Genomic DNA, 4022 nt, shown 5'->3' with positions numbered 1-4022 from the left:
TTATCATTCCGAAGGCTTTCATTTTCTTCTCGCAGTTCCTCATACATTTGGTCTTTACGATCGATCTCTTTTTTCCAACCTTTATTCGATAATTCCAAGTTCGTGTTTTCATTTTTCATCTTGAACGAACCATAGGCTAAGTTATATAACTCATCATAATGTTCCTTCGGCATTTCCACTTTTCGGGCTCCTGTGAAGCCCATAGAACGCTTTTCTCTCGATTCAGAGGTAATCCGATGAAAGTCCCGTTCAAACTCCTTCATCGGCTCCAGAGACGCCCGTTTATCTTCAACCTGTTGCTCCAGGTCTTGAAGCTCTTTGGTCTTCGCTTTGAAGTCATTCATGTCCTCATAGTCATTCGTTCCCACGAGCTCCCGATCAATCCCCCGGGCATTGATCTTTTCTTCTAAAAATCCAATCTCTCGTTCCCGCCAGTCTTCAAAAGGGTGCGTCTGATTCAACGTTGCGTCTTGCTGCTTGATCGCCCGGTCAAACGACACCTGCGTATCCATCCCTTTTTTATATCCTGTGGCCACGGGCACAAAGTTCATATGCATATGCGGGCTTGCTTCATCATCATGAATCACCGCATTGTACATTTTCAGTTGGGGATTCCGTTGCTGGAACTCCTGGAACCATTCCTGAAGAACCTCTTTCGCCATTTCCCGGTTGGGCTCATTGTCCTGGAACTGATCCTGTTCTCCGATCTGCACAATCATTTCTTGTTGGGGTCTCGTCTTTTTTCCTTGCTGTACATGCTTATAGTAATCGTCAATTTTTCGGTCCCGACGTTGCTGCTTATCATTGTATCGATCTTTCGCTGCTCCAAACTCTCGCTCATATAATTCCCGGAGATCATTCTTTACCAGGTAGACATTCCGATCCGATTTCGAGAAATCAATGTGGTCATTTCGTTCTTTTCCTCGTTCCGTGAACTCCCGATTATTATGTTTAATGTTGGTCTTCCTCGTATCCTTTTTGAGGGAGATACTCATACCCATTCCCATCACCTCGCTACCTCTGAGGCTACCAGATATTTGTTACTTTGCCAAAGTAACGCTTTCTAAGTTTTGACAGGTGTGTCAAAACGAAAGCGCTCTGCGAGGCCGTCGGCTCCGCCGAGCCATGCTCCGCATGGCCAAAAAAAGACCGCCCCTTTTTGAAAAAAGGGGCAGCCAAAAACTTTCTTTCTACCTCCGGTGGCTCTGTCGAGGACGAAGCAAAAAGGGAAAAAGTGTTTTTCCTTTTTGCTGTCGCCAAGAGCCTGGAAACCATCCTAAGGAGTCAACTCCTTAATGCTCCATCGGCTAACGCCGAAGTCCGCTTATCGTTGACTCCTACATAATACTTTTATTCTTAGATATTTCTCAATTCATCCTTAAAGTCTTCCTTGTGAATCTCACTTTCCATAACTTTTTCAAAATCACGTTCAAGGGTGCGACCAGAATAAGAAGACTTTTTTTTAAAGTTACATCTCGGACACGAATAAGCAAATCGTCCAAAAAATGTACGATTACAAACAAGAGAAGTTTTACAATCATATTTAGGACACAAAGGCCCTTCCACACCATCAAGAGATAAACCATGTTCAAGTGGTATACCCCTATTTCTTGGAGGGATTTCTATGGCACTTTTCCAAAGAAAACCTCTATATTTACGAAAATCAGTTACTGCACCACGAGGAGGCCTTCCTCTCAAGAAAGATACACTTGGATTGTATTGTTTACCTTCAAAGTGGCTCCAAATCCATTTCCTTAAAAACAATAACCCAAAATATAAACCTAAGACGAAAAAAATAACCATTAATCCGGTATAAACATAACTTGGCATATCAAAAAGTGAATCGACGCTAAAATTATAAAACAAAAAAGTAAAAAGAAAATTAAGAGCAGTTAATATTAATTCTCTGAAACCCAAGAAAAAAAAGTTATCTTTTTTCTTAACCATAAATACACTCCAATTCCTACTCTTCTTCTATATCCATTTCATGTATTAAATCTTTATTTATTTCTTTATGCTCAGTCTCTGTAAGTAAACGTTTTTCATCCTCAACATAATTTCCTTTACCCCAATGATAAAGCAATGCATAGATGTATTCCGTTGGATCCTGTTCTTTATAGTAATCCAGTTCACCGTCTTTAAATAATTTATTGGATTCTTTAAACAGACCAGAATACACTATCAATTGCTTACCTTTAAGCCCTTTATAGAACGCATCAAATACTTTTTCATTCGCCAGATAATCACTGTCTTTCGCTGAATACTTCGCCAGCTCCGCCACTTCTTTTTTGCTATTGGTTCGTACCTTTTGGACGTGAACATTCGTGATCAACGGGTTTTTCGTTACCTGCTGCCATAATTCTAACCATCGAGATTGAGAAATATAATAACGTTTATCCGTAAAATAACTTTTATTTACCGCAATCAGCACGTGAAAGTGCGGATTATAATCATCTCGATCTTGATTATATGTAACCTCTAACTTTCGAATATAGCCTTTAACTATGCTCTGAACTTCTTTTCGCTTTACTAGCTTTTGAAAGGCATGATTATATTCTCTAATTTCATCATGTAATTCTTCCGCTTTCACATTCGGTGTCGTCAATGTAAGGAAAATAAAATCTTTGTTATATGTATCTTTGATATATTCCATTTGAATCGCTAAGGCCAACGCTTCTTTTCTTGCTTTCTTCCAGGAACAAATCGGACAAAAACGATTTTTACACGTATTTCCTTTATGCTGTTTTTTGTTTTCCAAGGTTTCATCAGCCACCATCATCATAAATGTATTACAATCCTGGACGTACTCCCATGACGATTCGGACAAAAACTTCTTAATAAACCGTGCCAGTACTTGATTTTTCAGCTTCTTGTCTTTATACTTTTCCATACAAATGAAATTCCTTTCTGAGGCGAACGACCTCAGGAAGAACAGCAAAAACTTGCACTTCTTCCTAATTTTTGGCTTTAAGGTGGTACTTAAAAGTCTAAAACACTAGGTATGAAAATGCAAGTTTTTTCTGTTTTACGCCTACTCGCTCAACGGATTTGAGACTCACCTCTCGCCGTAAATAGTTACCCTTATTATCAAGATAAGTAGAAACTGATTTTCGCTTCGCTCAATCGTTTCTAAAAACCAAAAAAGGAACTCTAAATAGAGTTCCTTTTTTTATGTCAAAATCCAAAGAGGTAAAAATGATTCTTAAAAAAATTGCTTATATCATCAATTGGATTATTATTCTTTGCGGATATATTCTTCTCATTCCTCTCGTTCTCCCTAATAACATGAATGGAGGATTTTGGGTTTATGAGTACGAGTTCTTTGGCACTCTTTACATATCCTTCTTTGCTTTTATATTTGGCTTATTCGGTTTAATTTTAGCACTTGCCCTCCAGATTAAGCATTTAATTATCGTTTCTCTAATTTTATTTATCCTTCCGTTCTTTGCGGCAACATTCGTCTTGCTGTTTTATTAAAAAAAATATGCCTGGAGGAATATATTCCTCCAGGCATATTTTTTACATTCCTAAACCAGGACCACGCCCCCGGCTTTGATTTTGCTGTTTCTGTCGCTTTTGTTTTTTCTCTTCTTCCTTTTGTCGTTCTTGTTCTAGTTGTCGTGCCTTTTCTCTATCTTTTTCCTCCTTATCCCTGACGAACTCCCTTCTCATCCCCGGCATTTCATCCTCTCTCCGCAGACTCGCAGGGTACCGTTTGAGATTTAACGAGAGAATGGCTTGAGCTTTTGCTTTTCCCACCATGATCGCAAACGACTGTTTCTTTTCCGTTATCTGTTCTTTAACCTTGTCCAGTGTTCGATGAAGAATAGTGTTTTCCGTCTGGAGGCTGTTGTTATTGTCTTGAAGATTCTTTTTATCATTCCGAAGGCTTTCATTTTCTTCTCGCAGTTCCTCATACATTTGGTCTTTACGATCGATCTCTTTTTTCCAACCTTTATTCGATAATTCCAAGTTCGTGTTTTCATTTTTCATCTTGAACGAACCATAGGCTAAGTTATATA

At 38.8% G+C, this 4022-nt stretch carries 5 protein-coding genes; 1 reads left to right on the top strand and 4 read right to left on the bottom strand.

Going from position 1 to position 4022, the window contains the following annotated elements; genetic code table 11:
* The 3 genes from CHL76_RS16605 to CHL76_RS16590 form a co-directional block, all read right to left on the bottom strand.
* Positions 1 to 1001: plasmid recombination protein (locus CHL76_RS16605; RefSeq protein ID WP_094909171.1), on the bottom strand; the 1001-nt coding region annotated here is incomplete at its 3' end.
* 355 nt (positions 1002 to 1356) lie between these two features.
* Positions 1357 to 1947, bottom strand: a complete 591-nt coding sequence (locus CHL76_RS16595) for a hypothetical protein (protein ID WP_010891104.1) — start codon at positions 1945 to 1947, stop codon at positions 1357 to 1359.
* Between the two features lie 16 nt (positions 1948 to 1963).
* A complete protein-coding gene (locus tag CHL76_RS16590) occupies positions 1964 to 2890 on the bottom strand; it encodes a protein rep (RefSeq protein ID WP_010891103.1) in 927 nt (308 codons plus the stop codon).
* Positions 2891 to 3171: 281 nt separating this feature from the next.
* Here CHL76_RS16590 and CHL76_RS17155 point away from each other — a divergent pair, with 281 nt between their 5' ends.
* Positions 3172 to 3477 carry a hypothetical protein gene (locus CHL76_RS17155; RefSeq protein ID WP_147041533.1) on the top strand — a complete coding sequence of 102 codons (306 nt, stop codon included), beginning with the start codon at positions 3172 to 3174 and terminating at the stop codon, positions 3475 to 3477.
* A 42-nt stretch (positions 3478 to 3519) separates the two neighbouring features.
* Here CHL76_RS17155 and CHL76_RS16580 read toward each other — a convergent pair whose 3' ends face one another.
* The gene (locus tag CHL76_RS16580) at positions 3520 to 3993 is read right to left on the bottom strand and encodes a hypothetical protein (protein WP_143747485.1); all 474 of its coding nucleotides are present in this window, start codon (positions 3991 to 3993) and stop codon (positions 3520 to 3522) included.
* Positions 3994 to 4022 lie beyond the last annotated feature (29 nt).

The organism is Marinococcus halophilus (genome assembly GCF_002265875.1).
Taxonomy (GTDB): domain Bacteria; phylum Bacillota; class Bacilli; order Bacillales; family Marinococcaceae; genus Marinococcus; species Marinococcus halophilus.
Note: the sequence above shows the minus strand (reverse complement) of the source record. Positions and strands in the feature narration are given on the sequence as shown.

Excerpts from the sequence above, each read along its gene's own strand:
- CHL76_RS16595 (WP_010891104.1), bottom strand. The coding sequence starts at position 1,947 with ATGGTTAAGAAAAAAGATAACTTTTTTTTCTTGGGTTTCAGAGAATTA.
- CHL76_RS16590 (WP_010891103.1), bottom strand. The coding sequence starts at position 2,890 with ATGGAAAAGTATAAAGACAAGAAGCTGAAAAATCAAGTACTGGCACGG.
- CHL76_RS17155 (WP_147041533.1), top strand. The coding sequence starts at position 3,172 with ATGTCAAAATCCAAAGAGGTAAAAATGATTCTTAAAAAAATTGCTTAT.
- CHL76_RS16580 (WP_143747485.1), bottom strand. The coding sequence starts at position 3,993 with ATGAAAAATGAAAACACGAACTTGGAATTATCGAATAAAGGTTGGAAA.